Source organism: Arthrobacter sp. B0316-1-20, from assembly GCF_059091865.1.
The window spans coordinates 30,417-56,576 of the sequence record NZ_JBNHHC010000002.1 but is presented as its reverse complement, the minus strand read 5'-3'; the positions used below and the strand labels follow the sequence as shown (position 1 = coordinate 56,576).

Annotated in this window: 28 protein-coding genes and 1 other annotated feature; of the genes, 5 read left to right on the top strand and 23 right to left on the bottom strand. The window is 66.6% G+C overall.

Annotation, left to right across the window (positions count from 1 at the left end):
- The first annotated feature begins 66 nt into the window (after positions 1–66).
- Complete coding sequence (locus AC5RW2_RS03260) at positions 67–312, top strand: acyl carrier protein (RefSeq protein WP_493950038.1); 246 nt, start codon at positions 67–69, stop codon at positions 310–312.
- A 108-nt stretch (positions 313–420) separates the two neighbouring features.
- Positions 421–1,656, top strand: coding sequence for a beta-ketoacyl-ACP synthase II (fabF, locus tag AC5RW2_RS03255; RefSeq protein ID WP_493962259.1), 1,236 nt, complete (start codon positions 421–423; stop codon positions 1,654–1,656).
- Positions 1,657–1,770: 114 nt separating this feature from the next.
- Here the strand turns inward: fabF and AC5RW2_RS03250 are convergent, their stop codons facing one another.
- From AC5RW2_RS03250 to AC5RW2_RS03175, 16 genes are all read right to left on the bottom strand, one after another.
- The gene (locus tag AC5RW2_RS03250; protein WP_353918298.1) at positions 1,771–2,274 is read right to left on the bottom strand and encodes a DUF3145 domain-containing protein; all 504 of its coding nucleotides are present in this window, start codon (positions 2,272–2,274) and stop codon (positions 1,771–1,773) included.
- A gap of 358 nt (positions 2,275–2,632) precedes the next feature.
- Positions 2,633–3,586, bottom strand: coding sequence for a tyrosine recombinase XerC (locus AC5RW2_RS03245; protein ID WP_493962260.1), 954 nt, complete (start codon positions 3,584–3,586; stop codon positions 2,633–2,635).
- 141 nt (positions 3,587–3,727) lie between these two features.
- The gene (dprA, locus tag AC5RW2_RS03240; RefSeq protein WP_493962301.1) at positions 3,728–4,933 is read right to left on the bottom strand and encodes a DNA-processing protein DprA; all 1,206 of its coding nucleotides are present in this window, start codon (positions 4,931–4,933) and stop codon (positions 3,728–3,730) included.
- 38 nt (positions 4,934–4,971) lie between these two features.
- A complete protein-coding gene (locus tag AC5RW2_RS03235) occupies positions 4,972–6,513 on the bottom strand; it encodes a YifB family Mg chelatase-like AAA ATPase (RefSeq protein WP_493962261.1) in 1,542 nt (513 codons plus the stop codon).
- Positions 6,513–6,869 (bottom strand): YraN family protein, encoded by a 357-nt coding sequence (locus tag AC5RW2_RS03230; protein WP_493962262.1) that lies wholly within the window; start codon positions 6,867–6,869, stop codon positions 6,513–6,515. The genes AC5RW2_RS03235 and AC5RW2_RS03230 overlap by 1 nt, the downstream gene beginning before the upstream one ends.
- 160 nt (positions 6,870–7,029) lie before the next feature.
- A complete protein-coding gene (locus tag AC5RW2_RS03225; protein ID WP_127514805.1) occupies positions 7,030–7,353 on the bottom strand; it encodes a DUF2469 domain-containing protein in 324 nt (107 codons plus the stop codon).
- 33 nt (positions 7,354–7,386) lie between these two features.
- Positions 7,387–8,085 carry a ribonuclease HII gene (gene rnhB / locus AC5RW2_RS03220; RefSeq protein ID WP_493962263.1) on the bottom strand — a complete coding sequence of 233 codons (699 nt, stop codon included), beginning with the start codon at positions 8,083–8,085 and terminating at the stop codon, positions 7,387–7,389.
- On the bottom strand, positions 8,082–8,915 hold the full coding sequence (gene lepB, locus AC5RW2_RS03215; protein WP_493962264.1) for a signal peptidase I: 834 nt from the start codon (positions 8,913–8,915) through the stop codon (positions 8,082–8,084). The genes rnhB and lepB (AC5RW2_RS03215) overlap by 4 nt, the downstream gene beginning before the upstream one ends.
- Before the next feature lie 11 nt (positions 8,916–8,926).
- Positions 8,927–9,634, bottom strand: a complete 708-nt coding sequence (gene lepB / locus AC5RW2_RS03210) for a signal peptidase I (protein WP_493962302.1) — start codon at positions 9,632–9,634, stop codon at positions 8,927–8,929.
- A gap of 41 nt (positions 9,635–9,675) precedes the next feature.
- Positions 9,676–10,035, bottom strand: a complete 360-nt coding sequence (gene rplS, locus AC5RW2_RS03205; RefSeq protein WP_493941266.1) for a 50S ribosomal protein L19 — start codon at positions 10,033–10,035, stop codon at positions 9,676–9,678.
- 227 nt (positions 10,036–10,262) lie between these two features.
- A complete protein-coding gene (gene trmD / locus AC5RW2_RS03200; protein WP_493962265.1) occupies positions 10,263–11,255 on the bottom strand; it encodes a tRNA (guanosine(37)-N1)-methyltransferase TrmD in 993 nt (330 codons plus the stop codon).
- On the bottom strand, positions 11,256–11,804 hold the full coding sequence (rimM, locus tag AC5RW2_RS03195; protein WP_493962266.1) for a ribosome maturation factor RimM: 549 nt from the start codon (positions 11,802–11,804) through the stop codon (positions 11,256–11,258).
- Positions 11,805–11,928: 124 nt separating this feature from the next.
- A complete protein-coding gene (locus AC5RW2_RS03190) occupies positions 11,929–12,168 on the bottom strand; it encodes an RNA-binding protein (protein WP_136786938.1) in 240 nt (79 codons plus the stop codon).
- Positions 12,168–12,593, bottom strand: a complete 426-nt coding sequence (gene rpsP / locus AC5RW2_RS03185; protein ID WP_493950029.1) for a 30S ribosomal protein S16 — start codon at positions 12,591–12,593, stop codon at positions 12,168–12,170. Before rpsP ends, AC5RW2_RS03190 begins: the two co-directional genes overlap by 1 nt.
- A 260-nt stretch (positions 12,594–12,853) precedes the next feature.
- Positions 12,854–13,336 (bottom strand): hypothetical protein, encoded by a 483-nt coding sequence (locus AC5RW2_RS03180; RefSeq protein ID WP_493962267.1) that lies wholly within the window; start codon positions 13,334–13,336, stop codon positions 12,854–12,856.
- Positions 13,337–13,403: 67 nt separating this feature from the next.
- Positions 13,404–14,291 carry a VOC family protein gene (locus AC5RW2_RS03175; RefSeq protein ID WP_493962268.1) on the bottom strand — a complete coding sequence of 296 codons (888 nt, stop codon included), beginning with the start codon at positions 14,289–14,291 and terminating at the stop codon, positions 13,404–13,406.
- A gap of 132 nt (positions 14,292–14,423) precedes the next feature.
- Here AC5RW2_RS03175 and AC5RW2_RS03170 point away from each other — a divergent pair, with 132 nt between their 5' ends.
- A complete protein-coding gene (locus AC5RW2_RS03170) occupies positions 14,424–14,849 on the top strand; it encodes a YkvA family protein (protein WP_493950026.1) in 426 nt (141 codons plus the stop codon).
- Here AC5RW2_RS03170 and AC5RW2_RS03165 read toward each other — a convergent pair.
- From AC5RW2_RS03165 to ffh, 4 genes are all read right to left on the bottom strand, one after another.
- Positions 14,831–16,072, bottom strand: coding sequence for a hypothetical protein (locus tag AC5RW2_RS03165; protein WP_493962269.1), 1,242 nt, complete (start codon positions 16,070–16,072; stop codon positions 14,831–14,833). The two genes, AC5RW2_RS03170 and AC5RW2_RS03165, sit on opposite strands and share 19 nt — an antisense overlap.
- Positions 16,073–16,133: 61 nt before the next feature.
- Positions 16,134–16,844 (bottom strand): alpha/beta fold hydrolase, encoded by a 711-nt coding sequence (locus AC5RW2_RS03160; RefSeq protein ID WP_493962270.1) that lies wholly within the window; start codon positions 16,842–16,844, stop codon positions 16,134–16,136.
- 10 nt (positions 16,845–16,854) lie between these two features.
- On the bottom strand, positions 16,855–17,412 hold the full coding sequence (locus AC5RW2_RS03155; RefSeq protein WP_493962271.1) for an NUDIX hydrolase: 558 nt from the start codon (positions 17,410–17,412) through the stop codon (positions 16,855–16,857).
- A gap of 167 nt (positions 17,413–17,579) precedes the next feature.
- A complete protein-coding gene (ffh, locus tag AC5RW2_RS03150; RefSeq protein ID WP_493962272.1) occupies positions 17,580–19,166 on the bottom strand; it encodes a signal recognition particle protein in 1,587 nt (528 codons plus the stop codon).
- A gap of 434 nt (positions 19,167–19,600) precedes the next feature.
- On the opposite strand from ffh, the gene AC5RW2_RS03145 reads away from it, so the two are divergent.
- Together AC5RW2_RS03145 and AC5RW2_RS03140 are read left to right on the top strand one after the other, a co-directional pair.
- Positions 19,601–21,004 carry a glucose-6-phosphate dehydrogenase gene (locus AC5RW2_RS03145; RefSeq protein ID WP_493962303.1) on the top strand — a complete coding sequence of 468 codons (1,404 nt, stop codon included), beginning with the start codon at positions 19,601–19,603 and terminating at the stop codon, positions 21,002–21,004.
- 323 nt (positions 21,005–21,327) lie between these two features.
- Positions 21,328–22,580 (top strand): IS3 family transposase gene (locus AC5RW2_RS03140; RefSeq protein WP_494073691.1). Its coding sequence is split into 2 segments (ribosomal slippage): positions 21,328–21,613 and positions 21,613–22,580, totalling 1,254 coding nucleotides; the frame shifts between segments, so codons are not numbered across the junction.
- Positions 21,612–21,743 (top strand) — a sequence feature (AL1L pseudoknot). It overlaps the preceding gene by 132 nt.
- Here AC5RW2_RS03140 and AC5RW2_RS03135 read toward each other — a convergent pair.
- The 3 genes from AC5RW2_RS03135 to AC5RW2_RS03125 form a co-directional block, all read right to left on the bottom strand.
- Complete coding sequence (locus tag AC5RW2_RS03135; RefSeq protein WP_494073690.1) at positions 22,480–23,643, bottom strand: DUF222 domain-containing protein; 1,164 nt, start codon at positions 23,641–23,643, stop codon at positions 22,480–22,482. The two genes, AC5RW2_RS03140 and AC5RW2_RS03135, sit on opposite strands and share 101 nt — an antisense overlap.
- Positions 23,644–24,162: 519 nt before the next feature.
- On the bottom strand, positions 24,163–25,308 hold the full coding sequence (asd, locus tag AC5RW2_RS03130; protein WP_493949425.1) for an aspartate-semialdehyde dehydrogenase: 1,146 nt from the start codon (positions 25,306–25,308) through the stop codon (positions 24,163–24,165).
- A gap of 211 nt (positions 25,309–25,519) precedes the next feature.
- Positions 25,520–26,044 (bottom strand): dihydrofolate reductase, encoded by a 525-nt coding sequence (locus AC5RW2_RS03125; protein WP_493963164.1) that lies wholly within the window; start codon positions 26,042–26,044, stop codon positions 25,520–25,522.
- Positions 26,045–26,160 lie beyond the last annotated feature (116 nt).

Sequence of the window (26,160 nt, the reverse complement as noted above, 5' to 3'; positions counted from 1 at the left end):
AGGCCGCAGAACGCGGTTTGAAACCCCGTCCGGACACCGTCCGGCAGCACAAGAAAAGGAGCCACCATGGCTAGCAACGAAGAAATCCTGGCCGGTCTGGCCGAGATCGTCAACGAAGAAACCGGTCTGGCCCCGGAGGCTGTCGAGATGGACAAGTCCTTCACCGATGACCTGGACATCGACTCCATCTCGATGATGACCATTGTGGTCAACGCCGAGGAGAAGTTCGGCGTGCGCATCCCGGACGAAGAGGTCAAGAACCTCAAAACCGTCGGCGACGCCGTCAGCTTCATCGTCAACGCCCAGGCCTAGTTCCGCGTTGCCCGGGCCCGCCCGGGACTCGGCGGCCGGCGGGTGATCCCCCCCAGTCCGGCCGCCGCACCAGATTTATCGCCCAATCACTATTGAGAGACTGAATCAATGGCACGCAAAGTAGTCATCACCGGCCTCGGCGCCACCACCCCGATTGGCGGCGACGTCCCCACGATGTGGCGCAATGCCCTCAAGGGCGTTTCCGGGGCCCATACCCTCGAAGATGATTGGGTGGCCAAGTACGAGCTGCCGGTGACGTTCGCCGCCAAGGCCAGCAACCGGCCCGACGAAGTACTCACCCGGGTCGAAGCCAAGCGGATGGATCCCTCCACCCAGTTCGCCGTCGTCGCGTCGCGCGAAGCCTGGAAGGATTCCGGCATCGATGACGTGGACCACGACCGGCTGGCCGTGGCATTCGCTACCGGCATCGGCGGCGTGTGGACGCTGCTGGACGCCTGGGACACGCTGCGTGACCGCGGTCCGCGCCGCGTGCTGCCGATGACCGTTCCCATGCTGATGCCCAACGGACCTGCTGCCGCTGTCAGCATGGACTTGGGCGCCCGCGCCGGCGCGCACACCCCCGTCTCCGCCTGTGCTTCCGGCACCGAGGCCATGTCCATGGGCATCGAACTGATCCGCGCAGGCAAGGCCGACGTGGTGATGACCGGCGGCGCCGAAGCCGCGATCCACCCGATGCCGATCGCCGCCTTCAGCGCCATGCAGGCGCTGTCCAAGCGCAACGACGATCCCGAGCATGCTTCGCGCCCCTATGACCTGGACCGCGACGGCTTTGTCATGGGCGAAGGCGCCGGCGCACTGGTGCTGGAGGCCGAGGAACATGCCTTGGCCCGCGGTGCACGCATCTACGCCGAACTTGCCGGCTCCGGCGTCACCGCCGATGCCTACCACATCACGGCGCCGGACCCCGAGGGACTGGGCGCCACCCGGGCGCTGAAGGCTGCCCTGTTCGACGCTCGGGCGCAGGCAACCGACGTGGTGCACGTCAACGCCCACGCTACGTCCACTCCGGTTGGAGACAAGCCGGAGTACACCGCGCTGAAGGCAGCGCTCGGCGACCACGTTTCCAACGTTGCCGTCTCGGCGACCAAGTCGCAGACCGGCCACCTGCTCGGTGCCTCGGGCGCCGTGGAGTCGGTGATGACCGTGATGGCCGTCTACGAACGCCGCGCACCGGCGACGATCAACCTGGAAAACCAAGATCCGGAGATCCCGCTGGACGTGGTCACTTCCGCCCGCGACCTGCCGCAGGGCGACATCATTGCGTTGAACAACTCCTTCGGCTTCGGCGGCCACAACGCCGTCGTCGTATTCCGCAACGTCTAATCGCAACGCCTGATTGAGTGTGCCGCCCGCGGGCAGCACGAAAGGGAGGGCGGCCGGTATTTACCGGTCGCCCTCCCTTCTGCGTTGCTGGAGGAGGGTTCGAAAGCCCGCGGGCTAGCCGACCTGGTGCAGCCAGCGCACGGGGGCGCCTTCGGCTGCATGGCGGAACGGCTCGAGTTCCTCATCCCAGGCCTCGCCCAGGGCGAGGGACAGTTCGTGATAGACAGCGGCGGGATCTCCGGCACCGGCTTCGTAGGCGTAGCGGATGCGGTCTTCGCTCACCATGACGTTTCCGTGGACATCGGTCATCGCGTGGAAAATACCGAGTTCGGGCGTGTGCGACCAGCGGCCGCCGTCGACGCCGGGGCTCGGTTCTTCAGCCACCTCATAGCGCAGGTGCGCCCAGCCGCGCAGGGCAGAAGCCAGCATGGCGCCGGTCCCCTGGGGCCCGACCCACGACAGCTCGGCCCGGTACATTCCGGGCGCGGCAGGCTGAGCGGTCCACTCGAGATCCGTTCGCTTATCCACGACGGAGCCGACGGCCCACTCGATATGAGGGCACAATGCCGAAGGTGCTGAATGCACAAACAGCACGCCACGAGTCATCACAACAGACATCCCATCCTCCATTTGCTGTAGGTACGTCTTCCCCAACGACCTTCAGCCTTGAGACAGATGGAACTTGTCAGTACTGCTGTTTCCGACGCTTTCGATCCTCATTCTGCCGTACGGCGGCGAGTTGCGCCAGTGTAACTACCAATGTGCCATTCCGTGTCGGGATTTCTGGCCCAGCAGGCCTGTTCAGGGCGCGCGACTTCCCTCGATTAGCACCTGGTCTTGGCTCGCCGCACCCGCGGCCAGCGGCTTCCGCAACCCGGCTCGCCGCTCCCTCCCCCTTGGCTCGCCGCACCCGCGGCCAGCGGCTTCCGCAACCCGGCTCGCCGCTCCCTCCCCTTTGGCTCCCGCTGCCTGCGGCCTAAGCCCGCGGATGCGCCTGCTGGTAGCTGCGGCGCAACCGGTCCACCGAGACATGGGTGTAGAGCTGCGTGGTCGCCAAGGTGCTGTGTCCCAGAATTTCCTGCACGGCACGCAGATCCGCTCCCCCGTCCAGCAAATGGGTGGCAGCGCTGTGCCGCAGTGCATGTGGTCCGGTGGCGGAAGTATCCCCCAGCAGCGCGAAGAGGCTGGCCGCAACGGAGCGTACTTGGCGCGGGTCCACCCGCTTGCCCCGCTGGCCCAGGAAAGCCGCCGGGCCGCTCTTCGCGCCGGCGAGTTTGGGCCTCCCCCGGCGCAGCCAGTCGTCCATCGCGACGGCGGCCGGCAGCCCGAACGGTACGGTGCGCTCCTTGTTGCCCTTGCCCAGTACCCGGATGGTCCGCCGTTCGTTATCCACGTCGTCGATATCGAGGCCGGCGAGTTCGCTGACCCGGATGCCGGTGGCGTAGAGCAGTTCGATCATCGCCCGGTCGCGGAGCGGCAGCGGCTGGCCGTCCGCCGCTTCCTCCGCGAGGGTGCGGAACAACTCGTCCACTTGGGCCGGCCGCAGCACGGTCGGCAGCGAGCTGTTGCGTTTGGGTGCCTTCAACCGCAGCGACGGGTCCGTGGGGATGAGTTCCTCGCGCAGCGCCCAGGCCATGAAGCTGCGGGCGGTTGCGGTACGCCGAGCCAGCGTGGATCTGGCCATCCCTGCACTGTTCATCGCGCCCAGCCAAGAGCGCAGCGTTCCGAGAGTGATGTCCGGAAGGGCTCCGGCTCCGGCCTCCGCGGCGTGGCCGAGCAGATGCCTGACGTCCGCCAGATAGGCCCGGACGGTGTGTTCGGAGCGGGCACGTTCGGCGCTCAGATAGCGGGCGAAGCCATTTAGTGCCCTGTCAAAAGCCTCAGGGAGTGCGGGTATGCCCTGCTGTTCGGGTTTGTCTGCAGAGCTCATCCCTTCACTTTGCTGGCCGGGGCGGGCGAACTCAAGCAGGCGCACGGAGGTGCCCCTGAAGTTTCGGTCCCGTCCGGCCCCGCCCCGCCGCGGAGGGCACCCTGAGTCCCTTCGACTGGCCCTCAGCTCGTCCGTCCTCGTTCAGTCCCTCCTTCCGCGCCGCCAGCCGCCGGCATCCTGTACGGCGAGCCCTGCAGCCTCCAGCCGGCCGAGGCCAGCCAGCACCTTGCGGACCGGTAGCCCGGCGACTATGGCGAGTTTGTCCACGGTGCTTCCTCGGCGGACCGGCAGGGCGTCGAGCAGCAGCAAGTCGTCAACGCCGAGACCATCGTGGTCCGCGAGGACTTCCTGGTTATTAGCCTCCTGAACCGACCCGATCGGACCCGCGAGTTCGGCTGCTTCCGCAGCGTCGGTAATGGCCGTTGCGGTTCCCTCGCGTAACAGGCGGTGGGTGCCGGCCGAGTTCGCGCTGTAGACGGATCCGGGAACGGCACCCACGCCCCGGCCGAGGCCTGCGGCGTGGTGCGCCGTGTTCAGAGCACCGGATCGCCAACGGGCTTCCACAACAATAGTGGCCGCCGCCAACGCTGCGATCAGCCGGTTTCTCTGCAGAAACCTCCAACGCGTCGGTGCTGCGCCGGGCGGCACCTCGGCCAGCAGGATGCCCCGACTGGCGATGGCGCGGAGCAGTTCCTCATTACCTGCCGGGTAGTACCGGTCGAGGCCGCCTGCCATGACCGCCATGGTCGAGACGTGGTCCATCTCTGCGGCGAGGGCCGACCGATGTGCTTGGGCGTCAATGCCGTAGGCGCCGCCGGAAATGACGCAGTAGCCCCGCTGTGCCAGTCCGCTGCTGATGTCGCCCGTTACCTGGTTGCCGTAGTTGGTGCTGTCACGGGAGCCAACGACGGCAACCGTTGTTCCGACCGCCGGAACGCCGTCGGTGAACCGGCCCCGTGCCCAGAGGCAGAGCGGTTCACCGAGCCCGAGATCGGCCAAGGCTGCCGGCCAGATGGCATCTCCGGGAATGAGCAGCGCGCCGCCGAGCCTGCCCATGACATCGAGGTCGCGTTCCGGCGCCAGGTCCTTAACTCGCGGCGCCCACCGTTCCATGGCATCGGACAGCGGCTGCGTGCCCGTCGCGGCTTGGCGGTCCAGAGTCCTGAGCAACTCCGCCTGCAGGCCGTGCCCGGCGCTTACCTGTCCGCTGGCGATGCGCAGGGCATCGATGGGTCCGGCAACGGCAACCAATGCCAGTCCAATCCAGTCCGACGGTTCCATCAGCCGGGAAAGCGACGCCCTGGCCAGACGCTCGTCGTCGGAAGGCAATTGCGTCATTCTGGTCATCTCCTCGTAGCTGACTGGCGCTGATGGGGAAAGCACGCTCAGGCCGCCTTGACCTGTTGGCGGAAGGTCAGCGCGGTGCTGACTGCGTCCCGGTCCGGCCGCTCCAAACCGGCCAAGTCCGCGAGCGTCCACGCCACGCGCAGTACCCGGGTGTAGCCCCGCCCGGTCAGCACAGCGCTCTCCATTGCCCGGTCCAGGTCGCGGGTGACGGCCGGCGAAGGCCGCAATTTGCCGGTGAGCAGTTCCCCGCTGATCTCCGAGTTCAGCCCGATCCCCCACCGGCGCAATCGCTCCTGCTGGGCCGTCCGGGCGGTAGCGACCCGGGCAGCGACGGCCGCGCTGCTTTCACGGCTGGTGCCGGCGGTCATCATTCCCACCGTCAGCCGCTGCAAGGTCAGTTGCAGGTCGATACGGTCGGTCAAGGGATTGGAGAGTTTGCCAAAGTAACGGCGCTTCTGCTCAGCCGTGCAGGTACAGTCCAGCCCCTTTCCTCCGGAAAGCCCGCACGGACAAGGATTGGCGGCCATGACCAGTTGGAAGCGTGCGGGGTAGGCGGCGCTTCCGGCGGCCCGGTGCACCACCAGCTTCCCGCTCTCGAGCGGCTGGCGCAGGGCGTCGAGGACCTGCCGGTCGTACTCCGGTGCTTCGTCCATGAAGAGCACGCCCCGGTGGGCCCTTGAGGCTGCGCCCGGTCGGGGCAGGCCGGAACCGCCGCCGATGATGGAAACGGCGGTGGCTGTGTGGTGGGGGCTTTCATAGGGTGGGCGTCGGATCAGTTCGGTGAGCGGCCCTCCTGTGGCGCTCAAGGAGTGGATGGCCGTGACCTCCATGGCGTGATGGTCAAGGAGGTCGGGCAGGATACCGGGCAGCCGTTCAGCCAGCATGGTCTTCCCAGCACCAGGCGGTCCGACCAGCAGCAGGTGGTGGCCGCCTGCTGCTGCCACTTCCAACGCCATTCGGGCTTCGTGCTGTCCCGCAACCTCCGCCAGATCCGGTGCCGGACCGGCAGGGGCAGGGGCTGGGGCTGTGGATTCAAACGGCGGTACCGACGCGATGACATTGAGCCGGTCATGATCCGCTCCGAACGCCAGCAGCACCTGGGCCAACGTCTCAAAGCTGCGCACTTCTGCGCCCGGCACCAGCGCGGCCTCATCGGCATTGGCTGCTGCGACAACCACCTGTGAGTAGCCTGCGTCCACGGCCGCCATGACCGCCGGCAGGACCCCGCTCACCGGGCGGAGCCTCCCGTCCAGGCCGAGCTCGGCGAGGAACACCGTACGGCCGGAGGGGCGGATGTCACCCGCTGCTTGAAGGGCTGCCAGCACGATGGCAAGGTCGAATCCCGACCCCTTTTTCGGTAGCGAGGCCGGTACCAGGTTGACAGTGATCTTGCGCCGGCTGAGCGGGACGCCGGCGTTCTTGGCGGCGGCTTTGATCCGCTCCTTAGCTTCGGACAGGGACGCATCTGGCAAGCCCAAGAGCACAAACGCCGGGAGGGTTTGGCCGATGTCCGCTTCCACCTCGACGATGTGTCCGTTGAGCCCGACCAAGGCCACGGAGAACGTCCGCCCAAGTGCCATCAGCCGACGTCCCTCAAGTGCTCGATCACGGGCCACCGGGCCTGTCCGTAAAGCACTGCGACGGCGTCCACGCGCATGCAGGTGCCGGCCATTCCGTGGTCCCGAAGCCACTGGTGCCCCAGAGACTGGAGCCGCCGGACCTTGGCGGCGGTGATGGCTTCGAAGGGATGGCCATAGTCGGAGCTACGCCGGGTCTTCACCTCGGAAACCACAACGGACGCTCCGTCGACGGCGATGATGTCCAGCTCACCATCGGGGCAGCGCCAATTCCGGTCGATCACGCGCTGACCGGCGCCGGAAAGGTAGGCCGCGGCCATCTCCTCGCCGCGTCGGCCCAGTTCATCTTTCGCTCTCATGCCTCCAGCGTGGCGTGCCACTGTTTGAATGAGCAGGGCAGAGGCGACGGATGTGGACGCCACACCAGTGTGGGTTACCTGTGGAGGACTGCTTGCTTAGCGGCGCGCCGGCGGCCCTGCAATCGAGTGCCGGGCGGGCAGCCGGCCACTAAGCATCCAGTCAGCCGCCGAGGCCGTCCTTCGGCAGGGTGAGGTCGTCGTTCTTGGTGAGTTCCTCGACGTTGACGTCCTTGAACGTGATCACGCGGACGGACTTCACGAACCGGGCGGACCGGTAGACATCCCAGACCCACGCATCTTGCAGGGTCAGGTCGAAGTAGACCTCGCCGTCGGCAGAGCGGGCTTGCAAGTCAACGTGGTTGGCCAGGTAAAAGCGGCGCTCCGTCTCCACGACGTAGCTGAACAGGCCGGCGACATCGCGGTACTCCCGGTAGAGCTGCAGCTCCATATCGGTTTCATAGTTTTCAAGGTCTTCGGCGCTCATGTTCCCATCCTGCCCCAGATTGACTGGCGGTGTTTAGTTAGCAATATCTACAGCGGGCATGAACGGCTGCTCCGGGGTCAGCCGCCAACTCCGGCGGTGAAGGTCGGACGGGCCAACCCCTAGCAGGGCGGCGCGATGGGCGGGGGTGGCGTAGCCCTTGTTGATCTCCCAGGCGTACTCCGGATATTCCGTCGCATAGCCAGTCATCATGGCGTCGCGCTCCACCTTTGCCAGCACACTGGCGGCAGCCACGCTGAGGCACTGCAGGTCAGCCTTGATCCGGGTCAGGACCGGCGCGTCGCAGCCCGGGTGGGCGGCGTCGTCGAACAATGACGGCTCCCCGGCGGAGAGCCAATCGTGGTTTCCGTCCAAGATCACGATGTCCGGCCGGGCGGTGGCCACTACCTGGCCCCAGGCGCGGGCGCCTGCGAGCCGCATGGCCGCCATCAGGCCCAGCGCGTCGATTTCCGCTGCGCTGGCGTGGCCCACCCCGTAAGCCAGCGCCCACTTCTGGATCTTGGGCACCAAGGCCACCCGATCCGCCGGTGTGAGCAGCTTGCTGTCGCGCACGCCGCGGATCTGCTTGGCCGAGGTTGCGTCGATAGCGACCATCCCTACACTGACAGGACCGGCGAGGGCGCCGCGGCCCACTTCGTCCGCGCCGGCGACCAAGCGGTGTCCGGCCTCGACGAACGAACGCTCAAAACGCAGCGTGGGGGCTTTGCTGGTCACTGGGACTCATTCTGACGGGTGATGGCGGACGGTTCGGTGCCGATAGCCGCGGAAGGCGCCGGCACGCCGTCGAACACTTCGGGGTAGTTGCCCAGGAAGCCCAGCCGGTCCAGCGGCCACGCGATAACGCTGGCCTTGCCCTCGACGGACTCTACGTCCACGAAGCCCTTCGAGGCTTCGTCCTGGTGCTCGCGCGAGTCCGCGGAGTGGTTCCGGTTGTCGCCCATGACCCAGATTTTACCCTCGGGCACGGTCACGTCGAAGGGAACCCGTGTGTTGTCCGAGCCCGGCGCCAGGTAGGGGTCCTCGTCCAGTGGTTCGCCGTTGACCGAGACCCTGCCGTCGGCGTCGCAGCAGACCACATGGTCTCCGCCCAGTCCGATGACGCGCTTGACCAGGTGCTGCTGCGAGGCATCGGGCATCAGGCCCACGAAGGTAAGGAACTGCTGGAACCAGTTGCCGGCGTTATGCGCCCCGTTGGGCGGCAGCCAACTGAGGTCGTCCTGGAAAACCACCACGTCGCCGCGGGTCAGCGCAAACGGCTGCGGCACCAGCAGGTTGACGAAAATCCGGTCGTCCACCTCCAGCGTGTCCTCCATGGAGGTGGACGGAATGAAGAAGGCGCGGAAGAGGAAAGTCTTGATCAGGAAAGAAAGGACGACGGCGACCGCGACGATCGTGGCGATCTCCTTCAACCACGACACCAGGGAGTTCCGCCCGGTGTTGTTACGTTCACCGTTCTTGCGTTCGCGGTTCTTCCGTTCACGCTTCTGCGGCCCTGAGGCGTCCGGCTGGTACCCGCCAGTGTCCTTCGGGTCGTCCTGGTCCATGCTCACTATCCTCAATTCTCCGCGGGCTGGTCCGCCGGCTGGGAACCCAACTGTATCCGGTCCAACCCGGCCGCCCGGTCCAGCGGCCAGATGATGCTCAGCGGCCGGCCGATGACCCGCTCAACTGGAACCATACCCCCGCCCGGTGCACCCAGGAGCGCACGCGAATCGGCCGACGCGGAGCGGTGGTCCCCCATCAACCACAATCTATCTTTGGGTACCTGCACGGAGAACTGCACATCGCTGGGCGCGTCGCCGTCGAAAATGTAGTCCTCCTGCACAGGTTCGCCGTTGACCTGCAGGCGGCCGTCCGGCCCGCAGCATTCGACGGTGTCCCCCGGCAGGCCGATCACGCGCTTGACGTAAATGGTGTCGCTGCCGGCAACGCCCAGCCACTGGCCGGCCTGCTGCACGAGGTCGACGAACGGGGAGTTGCCGCTGTTGAAGGGCGCAAACGAGCCGCGGCCGTCGAAAACCACCAGATCGCCGCGCCGAATTTCACCGAAGTGGTAGTCGGTGCGCGAAACGAGCACTCGGTCGCCGGTCTCCAGCAGCGGTTCCATCGACCCCGAGGGGATGTAGTACACGTCCACCAGCGTGGCCCGTACGACGGCGCTGAGCACCACCGCACAGACCACGACGGCCAACACAAAACGCCAGCCCGGAAGTCCGGACCGGCGTCTTGGCGGTTCCCCGAAAGCGTCCGGGGAACCAGAGATTTGCTGCACTGCCTAAGTCAAGAAGCTGCTGGTGAGCAGCTTTACTTGGCGGTGCCGAAGTCGCGCTTCTCCTTGATGCGGGCAGCCTTGCCGTGGCGCTTGCGCATGTAGTACAGCTTGGCGCGGCGAACGTCGCCCTTGGTTACGACCTCGATGTGGTCGATGATCGGGGAATGTACCGGGAAGGTACGCTCCACGCCCACGCCGAAGGAAACCTTGCGGACCGTGAAAGTCTCACGGACACCATGGCCCTGGCGGCCCATCACGAAACCCTGGAAAACCTGGATACGCGCGGTCTTGCCTTCGATGATGTTCACGTGCACCTTGACGGTATCGCCGGCGCGGAACTCGGGAACGTCGCTACGCAGCGAAGCTGCGTCGACAGAGTCGAGGATATGCATTTCTCACTCCTGGTGAACGCCACAGGTCATTCACTTTGGTTACGGCGCAACGGTCAGGCCGGAGCCTGCAACAGTCGCTGCCGAAATTCAAGAACCGGCTCGTCCGGGAATCGGCGGCCGGCGAATCCAGCTGTTGGCAGCGCTCCCCCTGTGGCAGGATCGCGCCCAGCGGACACAATCCTCTATTTTGCCACATGGCGCGGCCGAAGCTCTAATTCCGCCGGAAACTACGGGGTCGCCTCGGCGCTAGCCCCTGACTGCGGCCCAGCCGGAAGGACCTGCGTGGGCGTGATGGTGTAGCCGAGCGAGCTGAGGGTGGCGCGGTCGGCCTTGTCCAGCGTCTCCGGATCCAGCGCCAGGATCAGGTCCGGGCGGCGTTCAGCAGTGCGGCGAAGTTGTTCGTCGCGGCGGTGCCGGGCGATCTTGGCGTGGTTGCCGCTGAGCAGTACCTCCGGAATGCCGCGCCCGCGCCAGTCCGACGGTTTGGTGTAGACGGGGTACTCCAGCAGCCCGTCCGAGTGGGACTCCTCCACCAAAGATTCGGGATTACCGACGACGCCGGGCACTAGCCGCCCCACGGCTTCAACCATGGCCAGCACGGCAACCTCTCCCCCGTTGAGCACGTAGTCGCCGAGGCTGACCGGCCGCACACGGAAGTGCTCGGCGGCCCATTCGAGGACACGCTCGTCGATGCCTTCATAACGGCCGCAGGCAAAGACCAAATGGTCCTCGAGGGCGAGCTCGTAGGCAAGCGCCTGGTTGAAGACTTCACCGGCGGGCGACGGGACGATCAGGACCGGGCGGGCGGCGGGAGGCTGTGCGGGGTTCAACGCGGGGGTCTCCACGCGTTCGCTGGCGCTCACTTGGTCGACCACCGGGGTGGAGCTCACTTGGTCGACCACCGGGGAAGCTGGCTCCGCTCGGGTCTCCACGCGTTCGCTGGCGCTCACTTGGTCGACCACCGGGGTGGCGCCCACTTGGTCGACCACCGCGTTTGTGACCACTGCTTCGAGGGCTTGGGCCCAGGGCTCCGGCTTCATCACCATGCCGGCGCCGCCGCCGTACGGGGTGTCGTCCACGGTGCGGTGGCGGTCGGTGGTGAAGTCGCGCAGGTCATGCACCTTCAGTTGCAGGAGTCCGTCCTGCCGGGCTTTGCCAATCAGCGACAGGTCCAGCGCGGCCAGATACTCCGGAAAGATGCTGACGACGTCGATGCGCACCTAGCGCTCCCCCTCGCCGTCGTCTGGGGTCTCCTGCGCTCCGGGAGCGTTCAGTTCAAACAATCCGGCCGGCGGCGTGAGCCGCACGAAACCGGCCTCCACATCGACCTCCGGCACGATGGCTTCGACGAAGGGCACCAGCACTTCCTCGCCGTCGAGGTTTTCCACCACCAGCAGGTCTTGGGCGGGCATGGTATTCAGTCCGGATACCTTGCCGACCACCTCGTCGCCCACGCGCACGGCGAGGCCGACCAGTTCGTGTTCGTACCAGGCGTCGTCGTCGTCCTCGACGTCGTCGGTGTCGATGAAGAGCTTGGCGCCGCGGAGTTCTTCGGCACCGTTGCGGTCCGCGACTTCATGGAAGCCCAGCAGCAAGATGTCCTTGTTCCAGCGGGCGCTGCGCACGGTCAGCGGCCCTAGCCGCGCCGGCTCCACGGTCAGCTCAACGTCGGGCACGAAGCGATCGGCCGGAGCATCGGTCAGCACCTGGACGGTGACCTCGCCCCGAATGCCGTGCGGTTTGCCGATCCGGGCAACTTGTAGCTGCATGCAGACTCCTTGGAAAAACGTCCGTCGGGGTGAAAAACGTCCGGCCCCTGAACCATTAGCTGGTACAGGGGCCGGAGGTTATGGAATGGGTGCCTGGCCTGAAGCCGGGCAGCGCCGATCCGGATCAGCGTCGGCGGTCGGTATCCACCACGTCGACGCGGACCTGCTCATCGGCCAAGGCGTTTACCACTGTGCGCAGTGCGCGGGCGGTGCGGCCCTGGCGGCCGATGACGCGGCCCAGATCCTCCGGGTGAACACGAACCTCGATGATGTCACCGCGGCGGCTGTTCTTCTGCGTGACCTTGACGTCCTCGGGACTGTCAACGATCCCGCGGACCAGATGATCGAGCGCTTCAGCCAGCATTACTCAGCCTTTTCGGCTTCGTCTGCAGCTTCCTCGGCCGGAGCCTCGGCAGCTTCTTCCTTCTTGGCCTTCGGGGTGATGGCCTCGGGGATGATGACGGAGTCCTTTTCGGGAGCCACGAAGGTTTCCTTGGCTTCCTTGGTCTTGAGAGTGCCTTCCTGGCCCTCAATACCCTTGAACTTCTGCCAGTCGCCAGTGATCTTGAGCAGGACTGCAGCCTGTTCGGTCGGCTGGGCGCCGACGCCGAGCCAGTACTGGGCGCGCTCGGAGTTGATCTCGATGAACGAGGGCTCTTCGGTCGGGTGGTACTGCCCGATCTCTTCGATGGCACGGCCGTCGCGCTTGGCTTTGGAATCCATGACAACGACGCGGTAGTGGGCAGAGAACTTCTTACCGAAGCGCTTAAGGCGAATCTTTACGGCCACTGTTGTGGTCACTCCTGGTTCTGAAAATGGGCGAACCCGTATGTCTGCTCCCGTGGGGCGGGCCATGGTTGGGGTTCAAAGGACAAGATGCATACACGGAGAGAGGGGCCGCGCAGATCGAGTACCTGACTATTGTGCCAGATGGAAACCAATCCGCGCGACTCGACGTGCGGTTTGGGTTTTGCGGCGGATCTCCACGCGTTAGCTGACGCTCACTTGGTCGACCACCGGAGGGCTCACTGGGTCGACCGCCGGGGAGCTTAGGCTTCGGCGGTGCTGGACCAGACGTAGAGCTGCTGGCGTTCGGCGTGTTCGGCCTGCGACGCGAGTTGCGCGATGCGGCGGACATGATCCTCGGCGATCTCGCCGCTGAACGGCATGTCCTCTTCGGCAGCCCACAGCGAGGCGACCTCCGGGATCAAGGAGGCACCGGCGTCGTCGGTGTGGGTCAAGAGTTCGGCCAGCGACTGGACCATGGCATCCGGGACCACCATCAGGTAGTCGCTGGAGACGTCGGCCATGTCCAGCGCCTCGCCGCCGGCGGCGCCGACGGCCTTGGCAGCAAGACCGCCAAGGATCTCAATCTCCAGGTCGGTGACCCCATTAAGGCGGAGGCTCGGGGCATCGCCGACCGCGGCCATGGGTCCGTCGGTTCCGCGGGATTCGACGCTGGCCTCAAGTTCTGCGGCGCGCCGGACGGCGACATCATGGGTGGCAACGAAGATTTCGGTGGTTCCGGACATGTGCAAGCCCTTCCGCGGCTAGACCGATGGTTCTCTTTCAGCCTAGCCGCACCGGGCGGGTTTCTGCTTAGCCGACGGCGATGCGCAGCTGGTTGCGCCACGGGTCCTCGAAGCGCAGCTCGGCACCGGTGTGGTGGTGCGAGATGCCGGCGCTGGTCAGCCGTTCCGCCAGGGCGCCCACCTCATCATCGGTCGGCACGTGGATCAGCACTTCGCCCAGGCCCAGGGTGTCCTTGCGCGGGCCGGCGCCGCGGCTGTTCCAGACGTTCATGGCCATGTGGTGGTGGTAGCCGCCGGCGGCGACGAACAGCGCCTGGCCGTGCCAGCCGGCGGTGCGCTCGAAGCCGAGGGTCTTCACGTAAAACTCTTCGGCGGTATGGGTGTCGCCGACCTGCAGATGCACGTGGCCGATGTCCGCACCGGACTGGCGCTGGCTGGAGAGCGCCTCCTCAGTTAGGTGGCTCTGCAGGTAGGTCTGCGGGTTCAGGGCCAGGCTGTCCATGTGGACTTCCTTGCCCTCGGCGGTTTCCTTCCACGACCACTGCTCGCGCGGGCGGTCCCAGTAGAGCTCGATGCCGTTGCCCTCCGGGTCAGTGAAGTAGAACGCCTCGCTGACCAGGTGGTCGGCGCTGCCCGTGAACCGGGACGGGTCGGTCTGCGCAGCGGTGGCAACGGTGGCGGCCAAGTCCGACTGGCTCTCGAACAGGAAGGCGGTGTGGAACAAACCGGCTTCGCCGCGGGACGGCAGCTGCAGCCCGGTGGCCGGAGCCAAGTGCAGCAGCGGCGTGGTGCCGCGGCCCAGGAAGACGCCGCCGAGTCCCTCGGAGACGGGATCCAGCCCCAGCGCCTGCTGGTAGTAGTTAATCATGTTCTTCATGTCCCCCACCTTGAGCATCACGGTGCCCATGCTGAGGTCGGCGGAGAGCAGGTCCTGGGCGTTTACTTGAAAGTTCATGTAAATAGAATACTTGAACCTTCACGTTTATTCCAGTCCCTTGTTCTGGGGCTGGTGGGACTTGCAGCCCATCTCGCCACCGCGCCGGCCGGTACGCTGATCCTTAAAGGGTCAGCACGAGTCAGGAAACGCATGCACTGGTGGGAACCGGTCCTCGCCGTGGCCGGCGGGCTGGCGCTGCTGTATGCCCTGATGCTGTTGGCCTTGTGGCGGTACGCGCGGCGCCATCCGGACACCGTCCGCATGCGCGATGCCTTGCGCCTGCTGCCCGATCTGCTCCGCCTGCTGCGCCGGCTGGCGGCTGATTCGGAGCTGCCGGTCCGGACGCGGGCGCTTCCGCTGTTGTTGCTGGTCTATCTGGCCTCGCCCATCGACTTGGTTCCGGATTTCGTTCCGGTTCTTGGCTACGCCGACGACGTGCTGGTGGCCGCCTGGCTGCTGCGCGCAATGGTCCGGTCGGCCGGACCGGATCCGCTGCGCCGGCATTGGCCCGGCACCGAGGCCGGACTCGCCGCCGTCGAACGGCTGGCCGGGGTGGATCAGCGGCGCCGCCGGTAAGCCAAGTAGCTGCCCAGCGCCACGTCACTGGCGGCCTGCAGCACCAGCCCCAGCGCGCCGGCGCGCAGCAAGCGGGCGCTGGCCGGCCGGCGGCCCGCGGCCCGGAACAGCAGCGCGGCACCGGTGGCCGCCGCGGCGGCGCTGCCGGCGAGCATGCCGGGGCGTGCGACGACGGCGCGCTGCCAGGCGGCGAGGGGCCCCCTCCCTTCGGCGGGGGCGCTGGCCAGTTCAAGCAGGGCCTTGCCGATGGATTGCGCCGGGAAGGTCTCCATCCCGGCGACCCGGTCAGGCTGCAGCGTTCCTTCGGCCAGCCGTGCGGCGACCGGCGGCAGTTCCAGGAGGTGGCCGGCCCGGGCCAGGATCCCCGGCTCATCCGGTGAGGCCATCAGCTCCTCGAGCCCCTTGACGGCGTCCGGTTCCAGACCGAGAACTTCACAAAGACGCCGCGGGTCGGGACCTTCAGGATGCACAATCCGGCCGAGCAGTCGCAACGCATCGGCGTCCGCGCGGGAAGTCGAGGGGAACGGCTTGGCCGCCCCCTCCCAGGCGTGCCAGAAACTGGTGTCAGGATCGCGCCGGGTTCCGGGCAGCCAGGCCTCGACCGCGCGGAAACCGTCAAAGTCCATCAGCGCCACGATGGGTTTGGCGGAGGCCGGCCAGTTGTAGAGCCCAGGCGCCGCCTCGCCGTGCACCAACACGACCCGCTGTCCAGGTGCAGGCCCGTCCGGGCTTCCGGCGCTGGGCTCCAGGACGTGGACTGCCACGCCGTTGAGGGCACCGAACATCAGCAAGTCCTCGCGCCGGAATTTCCCCACCAGTACCGTGCGCAGCTCGGCGGGGTCCGGCGCCTCAAGCTCCTCGGCATCCTCGGGCGACGGCACGGCGTCCAGTTCCAGCGCCGCCTCCGGTGCGGGCGCCTCGTATTCGATGCCGTCAATCTCGACGGCTGCGCCCAAATCGGCGGAGAGCCCGCGGACCAGGGCGGCGACGTCCGGGCCCGGGACTGCCTTGCCGGCGGTATCCAATACTGCCGCTCGCTGCTCCGGGTTCACCGCCAGCAGCACGGAGACCACGCTGTCGCCGGGCTGCGGGACTCCGCCGGCGAAGGCACCCAGCAGGGACCGGTTGGAGAGTTGTTGCTGCAGTGCTGCCACTCCAGCTTCGTCCAGCGGCCACGGCCACCACAGTTGTCCGGACGCCGGTTCCCAGCCTGTTTGGTTCATAGCTCAACGCTAGCAACACCTGATGGGTGCGGCAGCGCAGCCACAAGCGGAAATCCTCCGGTCAGTCCGGCAGGGCCTTTCCGGCCAGAAACGCTTCCAGAAGTGCATGGCCCTGGTCCGAATCCTGGGGGCGATGGTGGCCGCCCGCATGGCGGTGGATGGCGCCGGTGCCGGCCAGGTAGTGGGCCACTTCCTCGTACAGCGGTTCCCAGCCGCCGGTGATCACAAGCGTGGGCAGGCCCGGGACAATGTGCAGCGGCGCGTTCCACGGCGGCGCCTGCAGCCGGGCCCGTTTAGCTTGTGCCCGATCGGCCGCGGTGGCCAGCGGCAGCGCTTCGGCGCCGACCACCAGCCGGACAAACTCGCGCTGGTACTCCTCGTCGGTCAGCTCACGGCGGGCGGCGAATAAGGGCTCCAGCCGCTGGCGATACGCGCGCGTGGCAGGCAAGTCGGCGGTCAAGGACAAACACGCCGGCTCGAACAGCGTCAGCGAAAGCACCTTGTCCGGGTGCTCCACGGCGGCCATCATGGCAGCGACGGCGCCCTGCGCATGCGCCACCACGTGGGCACCGGCGCCGAGATGCCGGCCAACGATCCGGGCGTCTTCATCAAAGTCGGTGGGCAGCGGATCCGCTTGCAGATCAAACCCGTGGCGGCGGAGGAACAGGCAGTCGTAACGTCCGGCCAGTCGGTGCTGATGCGGCCAGGCCGCGGCCCCAAAACTATCGGTGCCGTGGACAAAGACCACCCGCTCTCCGCTGCCGATTGCCATGGGAGAAATACTAAACGCCGGACCCGACAGTCCCTTTGGACCCGCCGGCAGGCTCGGGATCCCAGACCTGCGGCGCCAACTCGCGTTCCGGCACGCGCGCCTGCGCGGTCCGCAGCACCTGCCCGTTGCGCAGTTCCACCACGGTGAGGAGCTCGTGGGCTCGGAGCCCGGCGGCCAACTGGGCGGACTGCGCGCTGTCCAGGACGGCTTCGGCCTGTTCGACCGGGAGGAAGACCGCCTGTCCCCCGGCACCCGCGGCGAGCTCACCGCCGTCGTACGTGCCGCCGTCGTACACAAAGGTGATGGCTTCGGCGGCCGCGGCAGCCACCGGCTGGTAATCGAGCGCCAGAATGCGCCCGGGCGGCACCGGCAAGGAGGATTCGGCGAGCACGCGGGCCGCGGCGGCGCGCGGGTCTTCACCGGGTCGGACCGCGGCGGCCGGAAGCGCGGGGCGGTCAGGACCGTCCACCAGCACCACGGAACCGCCGACGCTGCGTACGATGACCACGACGGCGCCCTGCCGCCTTCCGGCGGAGCAATCCACGCCGCTGTGTGCCTGCTCTGCCACAAAACTCCTTCGCTGCGCTGCCTCACCGGTGGGGCTTCAGACCCTCGTCGTCGTGGCCGTCGTCGTGCCTAATCGATTCAGCAACCCAGCTTACCTTCCGGTTTCACGGCAAGTGCCCCACCGGACAACCGACGGGGCACTCAACGCTGCAGGTGGAACTTGGCGGACTACTTGCCGAGGAACTTGTCGAAGCCCTTGGGCAGGTTCAGCGCTGACGGATCAAAGTCCTGCCCGTCCTGCGGGGCACCGAAGGCGCTTCCGGCCGGCACCGATGCCTTGTTCTTGCGCCGCTCCTCGGCCTCGCGCAGCTCCTGCGCCGCCTTGGCCGGGTTGCCGGAGCGGGCCTTCTTCTTGCCCTTGGCGGCCTGCTGCTTCTTGCGGGCGCCGCCGAAGCCGCCGGGACCAGCCATGCCCGGCATGCCCGGGATGCCGCCGCCCTGCGCCATCTTCTTCATCATCTTCTGGGCCTGGCCGAAGCGCTCCAGTAAACCGTTGACCTCGGAGACGTGGACGCCCGAGCCCTTGGCGATGCGGGCGCGGCGGGAACCGTTGATGATCTTCGGGGCAACCCGTTCGTGTGGGGTCATCGAGCGGACGATCGCTTCCACCCGGTCAATCTCGCGCTCGTCGAAATTCTCCAGTTGCTGGCGCATGTTGGCGGCGCCGGGCATCATCATGAGCATCTTCTTCATCGAGCCCATCTTGCGGATCTGCTGCATCTGGGCGAGGAAGTCGTCGAGCGTGAAGTCTTCCTGGTCGGCAAACTTCTGCGCCATCCGCTCGGCTTCGCCCTTGTCCCAGGACTTTTCCGCTTGCTCGATCAGGGTGAGGATGTCGCCCATGTCCAAGATGCGGTTGGCCATCCGGTCCGGGTGGAAGATCTCGAAGTCGTCCAGGTTCTCGCCGGTGGACGCAAACATCACGGGCTTGCCGGTCACCGACGCAACGGAGAGCGCGGCACCGCCGCGGGCATCGCCGTCGAGCTTGGAAAGGACGACGCCGGTGAAGTTGACGCCTTCATTGAACGCCTGCGCGGTATTGACGGCGTCCTGGCCGATCATCGCGTCGATCACGAAGAGGACTTCGTCCGGGTTGATGGCGGCGCGGATGTCCGCGGCCTGCTGCATCATCTCGGCGTCGACGCCCAGCCGGCCCGCGGTGTCCACGATGACCACGTCGTACAGCTTCTGCCGTGCTTCGGCGACGCCGTCGCGGGCCACTGCCACCGGGTCGCCGGTCACGGAGTCAAACTCCGACTGCACGCCCGGGTGCGGGGCGTAAACGGGCACACCGGCGCGCTGGCCGTTGACCTGAAGCTGCGTCACGGCGTTGGGGCGCTGCAAGTCCGCGGCAACCAGCAGCGGGCTGTGGCCCTGGCCCTTGAGCCACTTGGACAGCTTGCCGGCCAACGTGGTCTTACCGGCACCTTGCAGGCCGGCGAGCATGATCACCGTCGGCGGGTTCTTGGCCAGCTTGATGCGGCGGGTCTCGCCGCCGAGGATATTGACCAGTTCGTCGTTGACGATCTTGACGACCTGCTGGCCCGGGTTCAGGGCGCCCGAGACTTCCTCGCCCAGAGCGCGTTCCTTAACATGGGCGGTGAACGCGCGCACCACGGGCACGGCAACGTCGGCGTCTAGCAGGGCACGCCGGATCTCGCGCACGGTGGCATCGACGTCGGCCTCGGACAGGCGTCCCTTGCCGCGCAGATTCTTGAAGGTTGAGGTCAACCGGTCAGAGAGTGAATTGAACACGCGCCGTGTCTACTTTCGTCGATCTGGTTCACAATCCCCGGGCCACGCCGGAGTTCAGCTCTTAAGGGTATCAACTGGCGGTGGCCGCAGTCGCGCCCTTCTCGCTCGCCTTCTGAGGGCGCGGGCAGCACGTCGCTATGTTCGCAAGTTTCACGGCTAATTCCGAGTGGTACGGGACGGCGGGCGGCTGACAGCGCTGTCCGGTCCGTTTGCCGTGCCCGGCTGGTGCGGTTTCCAGATCCGTTTCCGTCCTGCCCGGCTGGTGCGGGTCCAGGTCCGTTCCGCCGTGCCCGGCTGGTGCGGGTTCCAGTCCCGCCTTCCTCGCAGCTGCGATAGGACCGTTCCCTCCGCGTCGCTGCCATGGCAAGGTGGGAAACGTGAGCGCTGAACAGACGGAGACCAGGGACGCTTCCTCCCCCTATGCCAGCGGGCCGATGCAGATCCGGACATTGCTGATCCTGGGGGCTTCCGGCGATCTAACCGGCAGGCTGCTGCTTCCTGGGTTGGGCAGGCTGATTGCCCAAGGCAAAACCACCGGGCTGAAACTGGTGGGCGCCGGCTCCGATGACTGGGACTCTGCACGCTGGCAGCAACGCGTCAGCGGCGCCTTTGATCCCTGCGCCGGCGCAGCGAACGACGACGGACGGCAGCAACTGCTCGACATCCAGCAAGACACCCGATACCACTCGGTCGACGTGACGGCCGAAGGAGCCCTGGCCAAGCTGCTGGCGGCACTGGACGGACCGGTGGCCGTATTCTTCGCCCTGCCGCCGGCTGTCAGCCAAAAAGCATGCGAAGTGCTCCAACCCGAGGATGTGCCAGAGGGGACCCGTCTGGTGCTGGAGAAACCGTTTGGCACGAGCCTTGAGTCGGCCGTGTTGCTGAACAAGACATTGCTGAAACTGGTGCCTGAGGACCATATCCACCGGGTGGACCACTTCCTGGGCAAGTCAACAGTCTTCAACATCCTTGGCCTGCGCTTCGCTAATCGCTTGTTGGAACCACTGCTCAGCAATGAACACGTAGCGAAAGTGGAGATTTTCTACGACGAAGCCCTGGCCCTGGAGGGACGCGCCCGCTACTACGACGGCGCCGGCGCGCTGCGGGACATGATCCAAAGCCACTTGCTGCAGGTCATGGCCCTGACGGCGCTGAACCCGCCGTCCACCCTTAAAGAGCGGGACCTGCGCGACCACATCGGCACCATAATGCGGGCCAGCAGCGTCGACCCTGACTTTGCCAAAAGCACCCGGCGAGCCCGCTATACTGCGGGCCGAATCGGCGATCGGGACATACCCGACTACACCGCGGAACAGGGCGTAGACCCCTCACGGAAAACGGAAACCCTTGCTGAGGTTGAAGTTTCGATCAACAACAACCGCTGGGCGGGCGTCCCATTCATCCTGCGTTCAGGCAAGGCCTTGGCCCAACCGAAGAAGGAAGTCATCATCACCTTCAAGCCGGTCAGCCACCTGCCCACGGGATTCAAAGGCATCGACAGTCCAACCCGGCTGAGGATCGGTCTGGGGCCAGAGACCCTGCAACTGGAGATCGATGTCAACGGCCCGAGCGACATCTTCACGCTGGACCGTGCGGTCATGGCAGCAGATCTTCACGCGGCTGACCTGCTGCCCTACGGCGAAGTCTTGGAAGGCGTGCTGCACGGCGACCCGCTTTTGTCTGTCCGCGGGGACATCGCCGAGGACTGCTGGCGGATCGTAGAACCAGTACTCAAGGCTTGGGAGAAAGACGTGGTGCCGCTGGAAGAGTACGAGGCCGGCAGCGACGGTCCGGCCGGCTGGGAGACATCCCGAAGCGACAACCCGCTCCCCGGGTAGGCGGCGCCGCAGGCCGCAGGAAGGCAGCGCCCCAAGTAGCAGGCGCCGCAGGTGGGCAGCCCGCGGCCCTTCCATCAGAACGGCGGCGTCGTTTCGTCGCATCGTTCGCCTTCCTCTCCGTCTTGGAATCCTCCTGTTGCGCTTCTCCCCTTGCCGGTTGGGGGTTCGGCGTCGTCTTTTGGTGTGGGGTAGGTGAGGGCCCAGCCTTCGTCGGGGGTGGTGGTGTGGGTGTGTCCGGAGCGGGTGGTGAAGTGCAGGGTGCCGTCGGGGTCTTGAACCGTACTGGGTCTGGTAGAGACTCTTTCCTCACCGGAGAATGAATCATGACCAGCGGAATCAAGTACGAACAGGAATTCAAGGACCGTGCAGTGCGCCTGTATATGGAGCGGCGCGCGGAGCACCAGGAGGAGTCCAAGGCGGCCACGATCAGGCACGTGGCCAAGATCGTCGGGATCCCGGACGACACCTTGCGGACCTGGTCGCGGAAGGCGGAGGTCGACGCCGGGGACCGCCCCGGGGTGACCAGCGATATGGCCGCCGACCTGCGCCGGCTGCGGCGGGAGAACGCGGAGCTGAAGCGGGCCAACGAAATCCTGAAAACCGCATCGGCTTTTTTCGCAGCGGAGCTCGACCGCCCACGGCAATAATCGTTGAGTACATCGATGCTTTCAGGCACCGCTTCGGGGTCGAGCCGATCTGCCGCGTTCTGACCGCGAACGCCGGAATAAAGATCGCCCCGTGCACCTACTACGCGTACAAATCCCGCCCGCTTTCCGCCCGGGCCGCGTCGGATCTGGTGATGACCGAAGTGATCACCGGCATCCATAAGCAGAATTTCAGCTGCTATGGAGTGCTCAAGATGTGGCACGCGCTGAACCGGCAGGGTCACCGGATCGGCCGCGACCGGGTGGGCCGGCTGATGCGCCAGGCAGGCCTGGCCGGCGCTGTCAGGGGACGGCACCGCACCGTGACCACCCACCGGGACCGGGAAGCGCCGCGGCACCCGGACCGGGTCAACCGCGGCTGGGACATCACCGTGCCGAACACCGTATGGGTCGCGGACTTCACCTACGTCTGGACGTATGCCGGATTCTGCTACGTCTCGTTCATCACCGATGTGGCCTCGCGGATGATCCTGGGCTGGAAAGCATCCACGTCGAAGGAAACGTCGCTGGTGACCGGTGCGCTGGCCCAGGCGCTGTTCGCCCGCCGCCGCGGCAAGGTCCGGTTCACGTCCAACGGACTGATCCACCACTCCGACGCAGGCTCGCAGTACACGTCCATCGCGTTGACCGAGAAACTGGCCGAGGCAGGGATCGCCGGTTCGATCGGAACCGTGGGAGACGCCCTCGACAACGCGTTGATGGAGTCGACCATCGGCCTCTACAAGACCGAGTTGATCGATGCCGGTCCGGCCCGCACATGGACGTCGCGGCAAGCCGTAGAGACCGCGACCGCCGAGTGGGTGCACTGGTTCAACCATCAGCGTCTCCATTCATCCATCGGCTACCAGACCCCGATAGAGTACGAACACCATTTCCACCTGAACCGCACCCGGGAACCCCTGAGTGCGTGAATCCCGAGCCTCTACGAAACCCAGCACGGTTCAGGCCGGTTGCGGCTGGTTCTGTGGCCGGTGCTGCGGTGGCGGGTTGGTAGGCGTGGTCGGGGTAGCGCAGGAGCATGTCGGTGAAGACGTCGGCGCGGAGCTGGCCGAGGGTGCGGGTCTCCTCGGCGGTTCGCAGTTTCCTGGCATGGGCCTGCATCAGGTTGTAGGCCAGCAGGGCTTTGTCCGCGGAGGTGCGGATGTAGAGTTCGGCCATGCCGTCCTCCTGCGGCAGGTATTGGACGGTGCGCCGTTGCATTGCGGCCCGGTGCCGGGTCTCGAGGGGTTCGGGGTGCAGCCGGTCGCGGGCGGTCCGGGCGCGGGCGTGGACGGATTCGAGGGTGATGGCCCCGGCACCGGGCAGCACCGCGTTCTCGAACTCGGCCAAGGTCTCCGGCGGGAGGTCGGCGCCTTTGCGGGCGATCGCGGCGGCGCGGGGCAGGTCGATCGCGCCGTCGTCGAGGGCGGCGAGGGTGGCGGGCAGGTGGGTGCCGATCTGGTGCGCGTCGGCCAGTTCCGCGGCGGCCTGTTTGCCGGGCACGGCGAGGATGGGGGCGAGTTCCTGGGCGGCGTGCCGGCTGATCCCGTCCGGCGCGCCGGCATCGGTGCCGGTGGCGGGCCGGAGCACGGACATCTGGTGGATGGCGCGGGTGCGGCGGGACTGGGTCCAGGCCTCGTGCTTGCGCACGGCCTTGAGGTATTCGAGCACGGACCAGTCATCGAGGCTGCCGGGGTCGGTGCCGGCGAGCAGCCCGGCCAGTTCCGCCGGTTCCAGCTCCCGCCAATCCTCCTCCCACAACTCCCGACACGCAGAAACCGATGGGGTGCTGTCCTCCGGTGTGACAGCATGGGCGCCAGCATCTACCGCGGCTTCTTCACCTGGAGTGGCGCTTGTGCCCGAGCCGCTGTCCGAGCGGGCGCCATTGTCCGGAGCTGCAGCCGCGTCATCCGGTGCGGCAGCACCGTCCGGCACGGCGGAGGCGCCGGAGTGTTCGTCCGGCTCCTGTGCCTCGTCCCACGGTCCCGCTGCCATACTTCAACGCTATGCAGCGCAAGCTCGGACTAGAACGGGCGTTCGACGTATGTGCACAACCATCGACCGGGGCGGCCCTGTGGAGGGCAAGACGCGTCTGTGCGGGAAGGAAGACGTCTTGCGTGGGAGGAGTCAGCCTTGCAGAGGACAGGACGCGTTTGTAGGGAGAGCTCCTTGTGCAGGAGGAGACGGCTTTGTTGAGGGTTTAGTGACGTCCGTGAGGAGGAGAGGGCCCTGTGGAGGGTAAGTGTCGCCTGTGGAGGACAAGACGCGTCCGTATCAGAGGATGCCGGCCTGCAAGGCCGGCGGGGGAGCTCGTACGGCCCCCGATGGTCCGAGCAAGAGGGGAAGGTGGGAGCGGAGACGCTGGCAATGGACCGCCGTCGCGCTGGGGAAGCGGTGTACGGCGGGCCGAGGACCTCACCGAGGACTCAACAGCAGGAGCCCGCCCCGCGAAGGGACAGGCTCCATAAGCCGTGTGTCACCAGCTCTGCCGGCTGCCCTATAGGGGCGCCTGGCTTAGAGGTTGCCGGTGGCGATCCGCAGCATGCGTCGCAGCGGCTCCGCGGCGCCCCACAGGAGCTGGTCGCCGACGGTGAAGGCGCTGATGTACTCGGGGCCCATTTCCAGCTTGCGGATGCGGCCGACCGGGATCTCCAGGGTGCCGCTGGCCGCCACCGGGGTGAGCTGCTCCATGGTGGCTTCCTTGGTGTTCGGCACCACGCGGGACCACTCGTTGTCGGCGTCGATGATCCGCTCGATTTCGGCCACCGGGAGGTCTTCGGTGAGTTTCAGGGTGAGGGCCTGCGAGTGGGATCGCATGGCTCCGATACGCACGCACAGACCGTCGAACGGGATGCGTTTGTCATCGCTGAGTCCCAGGATCTTGTTCGTCTCGGCAGGCGCTTTCCACTCTTCCTTGGACTGTCCGTTGCCCAGATCCTTGTCGATCCACGGGATCACGGAGCCGGCCAGCGGTACGCCGAACTGGGAGGAATCCAGCTCAGGATTGCGCTGCAGGGCCAGGACCTTGCGGTCGATTTCCAGGATGGCAGAGGCAGGGTCGGCCAGTTCGGCGGTCACGGCAGCGTTGAGCGAACCGAACTGGTTCAGCAGTTCGCGCATGTGCCGGGCGCCGCCGCCGGAGGCTGCTTGGTAGGTCATGGAGGTTCCCCACTCCACCAGGCCGTTCTTGAACAGCCCGCCCAGGCCCATGAGCATGCAGGAAACGGTGCAGTTGCCGCCGATGAATTCCTTGACGCCGCGCGCCAGGCCGGCGTCGATCACGTCACGGTTCACAGGGTCCAGCACAATGATGGAGCTGTCCTGCATCCGCAGCGTGGAAGCGGCATCAATCCAAAGTCCGTCCCAGCCGGCATCGCGCAGCTTCGGGTAGACCTCGGAGGTGTAGTCCCCGCCCTGCGCGGTGACGATGATCGGCAGCTTGGCGAGCGTCTCGACGTCGTACGCGTCCTGCAGTTTGCCCGCGCCTTCAGCGAAGGCCGGGGCGTCGCCGCCGGCGTTCGACGTGGAAAAAAAGACGGGGTTGATGAGGTCGAAGTCGCCTTCATCCTGCATGCGCTGCATGAGGACGGAACCGACCATGCCGCGCCAACCGATCAGGCCGACGGACTGTGCAGAGGAATTGGCTACCGGGGAAGTCATGCCATCTAGTTTACGGGCAGGGTCAATTCGGGCACTGGTGAGTTACGCGACTCCGGCGGCATATCAAGGGGTACGCGTACGACGGCGGTGCTCGGGTTGGGTGCCTCGCACGGCCTGAGTGCCATCCGGTCTCGGTGCCGCACGGCCCCGTGCCGCCCGGCGGTTGACCGTCCGCATTCACCCCGAGGCCAACCAGAATGTGCGCGTGGTGCTACTGCGCCCGGCTGTCCTCCCCGCGGACCCAGAGCGAGATGCGGTAGCGGGTGCCGTTGGCCGCGGTGCTCCAGCCTTCGGTGGGGGAGACGCCGTCGAACTTCCATTCCGGGCCCAGTTGCGGGGCGTAGGTGTCGCCGTCGGTCTCCATATCAATAACGGTGACCGACGCCGCGTTGGTATGCTGTGTGGTGAGGTTGAAGATCTCGCCGCCGCCAAGGATCCAGATTTCGTCGCTGCCTGGACTGGCTGCGGCCTCGGCCATCGCGTCCTCCACGGATTCGACCACCACCGCCCCCTCGGCCACAAGCTGGCCGCGCATTTCCGGCCGGCGGCTGATCACAATGTTGGTGCGTCCGGGCAGCGGCCGATATTTGTCCGGGAAGGACTCCCAGGTCTTGCGGCCCATCACCACAGGATGGTTGAGGGTGGTCCGCTTGAAGTGCGCCAGGTCCTCGGGCAGGTGCCAGGGCATGCCGCCGTCGCGGCCGATTACGCCGTTGGTGGTCTGCGCCCAGATCATGCCGACCACCGGGGCTGCCAGCCGCTGCGGCTGCCCGCCGCCGGTGACGGCTGCGGCGGACACTGCCTCGGCGACGCTGTCCGGATAGGGACGCGGGCCGTCGACGGCGTAGGTCG

What these genes read in the sequence shown, in the direction of transcription:
- AC5RW2_RS03225 (WP_127514805.1), bottom strand. Translation starts at nt 7,353, where the DNA reads ATGAGCGCCGAAGACCTTGAAAACTATGAAACCGATATGGAGCTGCAG.
- AC5RW2_RS03235 (WP_493962261.1), bottom strand. Translation starts at nt 6,513, where the DNA reads ATGGCACTTGGGCGGACGTTCTCCGTGGCCTTGGTCGGGCTCAACGGA.
- AC5RW2_RS03245 (WP_493962260.1), bottom strand. Translation starts at nt 3,586, where the DNA reads ATGAGCTCTGCAGACAAACCCGAACAGCAGGGCATACCCGCACTCCCT.
- rimM (WP_493962266.1), bottom strand. Translation starts at nt 11,804, where the DNA reads ATGCAGCTACAAGTTGCCCGGATCGGCAAACCGCACGGCATTCGGGGC.
- AC5RW2_RS03260 (WP_493950038.1), top strand. Translation starts at nt 67, where the DNA reads ATGGCTAGCAACGAAGAAATCCTGGCCGGTCTGGCCGAGATCGTCAAC.
- AC5RW2_RS03250 (WP_353918298.1), bottom strand. Translation starts at nt 2,274, where the DNA reads ATGTCTGTTGTGATGACTCGTGGCGTGCTGTTTGTGCATTCAGCACCT.
- lepB (WP_493962264.1), bottom strand. Translation starts at nt 8,915, where the DNA reads ATGGACCAGGACGACCCGAAGGACACTGGCGGGTACCAGCCGGACGCC.
- AC5RW2_RS03160 (WP_493962270.1), bottom strand. Translation starts at nt 16,844, where the DNA reads ATGGCAATCGGCAGCGGAGAGCGGGTGGTCTTTGTCCACGGCACCGAT.
- AC5RW2_RS03170 (WP_493950026.1), top strand. Translation starts at nt 14,424, where the DNA reads ATGCACTGGTGGGAACCGGTCCTCGCCGTGGCCGGCGGGCTGGCGCTG.
- AC5RW2_RS03175 (WP_493962268.1), bottom strand. Translation starts at nt 14,291, where the DNA reads ATGAACTTTCAAGTAAACGCCCAGGACCTGCTCTCCGCCGACCTCAGC.
- fabF (WP_493962259.1), top strand. Translation starts at nt 421, where the DNA reads ATGGCACGCAAAGTAGTCATCACCGGCCTCGGCGCCACCACCCCGATT.
- rplS (WP_493941266.1), bottom strand. Translation starts at nt 10,035, where the DNA reads ATGCATATCCTCGACTCTGTCGACGCAGCTTCGCTGCGTAGCGACGTT.
- AC5RW2_RS03145 (WP_493962303.1), top strand. Translation starts at nt 19,601, where the DNA reads ATGCAGATCCGGACATTGCTGATCCTGGGGGCTTCCGGCGATCTAACC.
- AC5RW2_RS03180 (WP_493962267.1), bottom strand. Translation starts at nt 13,336, where the DNA reads ATGTCCGGAACCACCGAAATCTTCGTTGCCACCCATGATGTCGCCGTC.
- AC5RW2_RS03165 (WP_493962269.1), bottom strand. Translation starts at nt 16,072, where the DNA reads ATGAACCAAACAGGCTGGGAACCGGCGTCCGGACAACTGTGGTGGCCG.
- AC5RW2_RS03125 (WP_493963164.1), bottom strand. Translation starts at nt 26,044, where the DNA reads ATGATCTGGGCGCAGACCACCAACGGCGTAATCGGCCGCGACGGCGGC.
- AC5RW2_RS03230 (WP_493962262.1), bottom strand. Translation starts at nt 6,869, where the DNA reads ATGAGAGCGAAAGATGAACTGGGCCGACGCGGCGAGGAGATGGCCGCG.
- asd (WP_493949425.1), bottom strand. Translation starts at nt 25,308, where the DNA reads ATGACTTCCCCGGTAGCCAATTCCTCTGCACAGTCCGTCGGCCTGATC.
- dprA (WP_493962301.1), bottom strand. Translation starts at nt 4,933, where the DNA reads ATGACCAGAATGACGCAATTGCCTTCCGACGACGAGCGTCTGGCCAGG.
- AC5RW2_RS03190 (WP_136786938.1), bottom strand. Translation starts at nt 12,168, where the DNA reads ATGCTGGCTGAAGCGCTCGATCATCTGGTCCGCGGGATCGTTGACAGT.
- AC5RW2_RS03135 (WP_494073690.1), bottom strand. Translation starts at nt 23,643, where the DNA reads ATGGCAGCGGGACCGTGGGACGAGGCACAGGAGCCGGACGAACACTCC.